At 72.1% G+C, this 4,348-nt stretch carries 5 protein-coding genes and 1 pseudogene; 1 reads left to right on the plus strand and 5 read right to left on the minus strand.

Annotated elements, in window-relative coordinates; genetic code table 11:
* A partial coding sequence (locus ASF38_RS19345; RefSeq protein ID WP_235497592.1) for an ABC transporter ATP-binding protein occupies positions 1-545 on the plus strand: 545 nt, incomplete at its 5' end.
* Here ASF38_RS19345 and ASF38_RS09250 read toward each other — a convergent pair.
* The 5 genes and pseudogenes from ASF38_RS09250 to ASF38_RS09265 form a co-directional block, all read right to left on the minus strand.
* Complete coding sequence (locus ASF38_RS09250) at positions 535-1,380, minus strand: alpha/beta fold hydrolase (protein ID WP_056575344.1); 846 nt, start codon at positions 1,378-1,380, stop codon at positions 535-537. The genes ASF38_RS19345 and ASF38_RS09250 overlap by 11 nt on opposite strands.
* On the minus strand, positions 1,370-1,755 hold a 386-nt coding region (locus tag ASF38_RS19350; RefSeq protein WP_235497594.1), incomplete at its 5' end, for an aldehyde dehydrogenase family protein. The genes ASF38_RS09250 and ASF38_RS19350, both read right to left, overlap by 11 nt.
* A 1-nt stretch (position 1,756) precedes the next feature.
* Positions 1,757-2,761, minus strand: a pseudogene (locus ASF38_RS09255) (aldehyde dehydrogenase family protein); the annotation flags it as partial.
* Between the two features lie 121 nt (positions 2,762-2,882).
* Positions 2,883-3,782: an ABC transporter substrate-binding protein gene (locus ASF38_RS09260; RefSeq protein ID WP_056575350.1), complete on the minus strand. Its 900-nt coding sequence runs from the start codon at positions 3,780-3,782 to the stop codon at positions 2,883-2,885.
* A gap of 2 nt (positions 3,783-3,784) precedes the next feature.
* Positions 3,785-4,348, minus strand: a 564-nt coding sequence (locus tag ASF38_RS09265; RefSeq protein ID WP_056575353.1) for a DedA family protein, incomplete at its 5' end; no start/stop codon positions are given.

Genomic DNA, 4,348 nt, shown 5'->3' on the forward strand with positions numbered 1-4,348 from the left:
GCTCCGTCGGCATGGTCACGCAGGAGCCGTACCTGTTCCACGGCACGATCCGAGACAACCTCGCCTACGCCCGTCCCGACGCCACCGCCGCCGAGATCGAGCAGGCGGCCCGCGACGCGAACATCCACGACCGCATCCTCAGCTTCGCCGAGGGCTACGAGACGATCACCGGCGAGCGCGGCTACCGGCTGTCCGGCGGTGAGAAGCAGCGGCTCGCGATCGCCCGCGTGCTCCTCGCCGACCCCCGCATCCTCATCCTCGACGAGGCCACGTCGGCGCTCGACACCGAGACCGAGCGGCTCGTGCAGCAGGCCCTGGAGCGGGCCCGCGCCAACCGCACCACCATCGCCATCGCGCACCGGCTCTCCACCATCCACGACGCCGACGTCATCTTCGGCATCGAGGACGGCGTCCTCGTCGAGCAGGGCACCCACGACGAGCTGCTGAGCGCCGGCGGGCTGTACGCCCGGCTCTACGTCGAGCAGTTCCAATCCGGCCGGGGTCCGCAGCGTCCCGACGACCGCCGGGCCGACGTCAGCGTGTGACCGACCCCAGCCAGCGGGTCAGGTCGGCGGCGAGCGCCTCCGGTGCGTCGAGCTGGACCAGGTGACCCGCCCCGTCCAGCACGGTGAGGCCGGCGTGAGGCATGAGCTCCACGAGCCGATGAGCACGGTCCACGGGGATCCAGGCGTCGGCCGACCCCCAGACCACGTGCACCGGTTCGTCGATGTCGCCGTAGCGCGGCTCGACCTCGTCGGTGTGCCGCTCGTCGGCCTGGGCGATCTGGCGGTAGAACGCCGGCTGTCCGAGGTCGCCGGTCCAGGGGTCGACGAGCATGGCGAGGTCGTCGTCGCGCAGTGACCGCGACGCGGCGCCGCGGACGTAGGCCTCCACCGCCCCTCGGTGGACCGCGGGAGGAAGCTGCTCGAGGACGTCCGCGTGCTGCTGCACGAGCGTGAAGAAGTCCGACCCCCACGGCGAGAGGGCGACCACGTCGACGAGGCACAACGACGCGTAGCGGACGTCGTGCAGGAGACGGGCGCGCAGGGCGACGGCGCCACCGATGTCGTGGGCCACGACGTGAGGTCGGTCCAGACCCCATTCCATGAGCAGGTCGGCGAACAGCTCACCCTGGGTGCCGAGGTCGACGGCGTCCTCCGGCCGCTTCGAGGAGGAACCGAAACCCGGCATGTCCCACAGGTGGACCGTGAAGTCGCGCGCCAGCGCGTCCGCGATCGGGCGCCACAGGGCCGACGACCACGGGGTCCCGTGCAGCAGGACGAGCGGCGGGCCGTCGCCGAACCGGTCCCACGCCACGGTGCGCCCGCGCCAGGTCAGCGACCGCCGGAGGACGCGGGCCGACGCAGACTCAGAGCCCACCGAGCCCCACGTACTTCGTCTCGAGGTACTCCTCGATGCCCTCGGCGCCGCCCTCGCGGCCGAAGCCGGAGGCCTTCACGCCGCCGAACGGGGCGGCGGGGTTGGAGACGATGCCCTGGTTGATGCCGACCATGCCGGTCTCCAGGCCCTCGTACACGCGGACCGCGCGGGCGTAGTCGGTGGTGAAGGCGTAGGCGACGAGCCCGTACTCGGTGTCGTTCGCCAGGCGCAGCGCCTCGTCCTCGTCGGTGAAGGTGAAGATCGGGGCGACCGGGCCGAAGATCTCCTCGGTGGTGACCTTCGCCGAGAGCGGGACGTCGGTGAGGACCGTCGGCGGGTAGAACCACCCCTGACCGTCGGGCACCTGGCCTCCGGNCTCCTCGACGAGGGGGCCGACCTTGACGTCGTCCTCGAGGCCGTCGCCGACCTTGAGCGCGGCCATCTTGTCCGCGAGCTTGGTGGAGAACTCCTCGGCGACGTCGGCGTGGACGATGAACCGGTTGGCGGCGGTGCACGCCTCGCCGATGTTGCGCATCTTGGCGAGCATCGCGCCCTCGACGGCCGCGTCGACGTCGGCGTCGCCGAACACCAGGAACGGGGCGTTGCCGCCGAGCTCCATCGAGACGCGGAGCAGGCCCTCGGCGCTCTGCTCGACCAGCGACCGGCCGACCTCGGTGGAGCCGGTGAACGTGAGCTTGCGCAGACGCGGGTCGCGGATGATCGGCTCCATCACCTCGCCGGTGCTCTTCGTGGTGACGACGTTGAGTACGCCCTCGGGCACGCCCGACTCCTCGAGCACCTTGGCGAGCCACAGCATGGTGAGCGGCGTGAGGCCCGCGGGCTTGACCACCATCGTGCAGCCGGCGGCGATGGCCGGCGCGATCTTGCGGGTGCCCATCGCGAGCGGGAAGTTCCAGGGCGTGATCATCAGGCACGGGCCCACCGGCTGCTTCAGCGTGAGCAGACGCGTGGCGCCGTTGGGGGCCACCGAGTAGCGGCCCGAGATGCGCACCGCCTCCTCGGAGAACCAGCGCAGGAACTCCGCGCCGTACGTGATCTCGGCCTTGCTCTCGCTGAGCGGCTTGCCCATCTCGAGGGTCATGATCGTGGCCAGCTCGTCGGCGCGAGCCGTGACCGTCTCGAAGGCGGAGCGCAGGATCTCGCCGCGGTCGCGCGGCGGCACCTTCGCCCAGCCCGCCTGCGCGGCCACGGCGGCGTCGATCGCGGCCTTGCCGTCGTCGACCGTGGCGTCCGCGACCTGCACGAGCGTGGAGCCGTCGGCGGGGTTCTCCACCGCGAACGTCGAGCCGCCGCTCGCGTCGCGCCAGGAACCGCCGATGAACAGCTGGGTGGGGACGTCGGGGAGGGCTGAGGAGGTCATGGTTCGAGGCTAGACCTGCTGCCCTCGCGCGCACCTCCTCACCGGTCGATCGCCGAACGGCGCGTCACCGCGGCAGGCGAGCACGCCGTCCTCGACCTCGACAGCTGGGAGGCGGGCGGCGCTACGGCACCCGCCGCACGTGCAGCGAGGGCTCGACGACGTCCGGGTGAAGCACCGAGGCCATCGCCTCGACCCCGTCGACCAGCCGAGGACCCGGTCGCACCACCACGGCGTTGCCGTCGATCGCCCACACCTGGGCGTCGGGCAGCTCCCGCCTCACCACCGCGGCCTGCTCGGCCGCGCCGTCGAGCCCGTAGCCGCACGGCGCCACGAGGACGACGTCGGGCCGCTCCGCCCGCAGGCCGTCCCACGCCGACGGGCCGGACGGGGTCCCCGGGTGCATGCCCACCGGCTCGCCGCCGGCAGCCGCCACCTGGTCGGGGATCCAGTGGCCACCCGTGAACAGCGGGTCCACCCACTCGACCACGGCCACCCTCGGCCGTGGCCGGCCCTGCGCCGCGGCGGCGACCGCAGCGAGCCGCTCACGCAGTCCGGCCACGACGTCGCGCCCGCGACCGGGCACACCCGCCGCAGCGGCGACCCGCTCCACCGAGGCCAGCACGTCCTCGAGGGTGTGCGGGTCGAGCGTCAGCACGTCGGCGCTGCAGCCCAGGTGCGCCAGCGCCTCATCGACCCGGTCGGTCGGCAGCGCGCACACGCGACACAGGTCCTGGGTGAGCACCAGGTCGGGCTCGACGTCGGCCAGTGCTCCCTCGTCGAGGGTGTACAGGTCCACACCGGCGGCTCGACGTTCCCGGACGTACGCGTCGATCTCACCGGGCGTCCAGCCGCTCGTGTCGGCGCCGGTCACCACCACCCGGTGGTCCAGCCGCGCCCGGGCCGGCTCGTCGCACTCGAAGGTCACGGCCGCGAGCCGGTCGTCGAGGCCGAGGGCGTAGACGATCTCGGTGGCCGACGGCAGCAGCGACGCGATCCGCGAGACGGCCACGACGTCGCCCACGGTCAGCGCTCCCGGTGAAAGCGCGGCAGCTGACGGACCCGCACCACGACGAAGACCGCGATGACGAGCAGCACGCCGAGGATGACGACCTTCTGGAACGTGTCGGCGTAGGGCTCGACCTGCTCCCAGTTCTCGCCCAGCCGGTAGCCGGCGATGACGAAGATGCTGTTCCAGATCAGGCTGCCGGCCGTCGTGAGCAGGAGGAACAGCGCGAACGGCATCTTCTCCACGCCCGCCGGCAACGAGATCAGGCTGCGGAAGATCGGCACCATCCGGCCGAAGAAGATCGCCTTCGTCCCGTGCTTCGCGAACCAGGCCTCGGTGCGCTCGAGGTCGCTGACCTTGAGCAGCGGGACCTTCTCGAACACCCACACGGTGCGGTCGCGTCCGTAGCCGCGACCCAACCAGTAGAGGATCGCGGCACCGATGACCGACCCTGCCGTCGTCGCGAACAACGCACCGGCCAGGGAGAACGTGCCCTGCGCGGCGGCGAACCCGGCCAGGGGCAGGATGATCTCGCTCGGGATCGGTGGGAACAGGTTGTCGGCCCCCACGGCGATGGCCGC

This window comes from Aeromicrobium sp. Leaf272, assembly GCF_001422865.1.
Classification (GTDB): Bacteria; Actinomycetota; Actinomycetes; order Propionibacteriales; family Nocardioidaceae; genus Aeromicrobium.